This window comes from Donghicola mangrovi, assembly GCF_013377535.1.
Classification (GTDB): domain Bacteria; phylum Pseudomonadota; class Alphaproteobacteria; order Rhodobacterales; family Rhodobacteraceae; genus Donghicola; species Donghicola mangrovi.
In genome coordinates, this window is the sequence record NZ_JABCJE010000048.1 from 1 (window position 1) to 350 (window position 350).

At 54.3% G+C, this 350-nt stretch carries 1 protein-coding gene; it reads left to right on the plus strand.

Annotated elements, in window-relative coordinates:
- On the plus strand, window positions 1-276 hold a 276-nt coding region (locus HJ536_RS20715), incomplete at its 5' end, for an integrase core domain-containing protein (RefSeq protein ID WP_177159284.1).
- Between the last annotated feature and the right edge of the window lie 74 nt (window positions 277-350).

Sequence of the window (350 nt, forward strand, 5' to 3'; positions counted from 1 at the left end):
TATCATCCGCAGACCCAAGGCAAGATCGAGCGTTGGCACCAGACCCTGAAAAACCGCATTCTGCTGGAGAACTACTACCTGCCGGGCGATCTGAAGCACCAGATTGATGCCTTTGTCGATCACTATAACCACCGGCGCTATCACGAGAGCCTGCAGAATCTTACGCCCGCTGACGTCTACTTCGGGCGCGGCCAGACCATTCTGAAACAGCGAGAAAGGATCAAACGAAAGACCATCGAAACCCGGCGCTTGCTTCACCGCAAACCCGCCGCATAATCAGACCAACCAGATGAACCAGACCCTCTCTTAGATCAGGCTGCTATCTGTCCCAAAATCCCTGACGACGGACA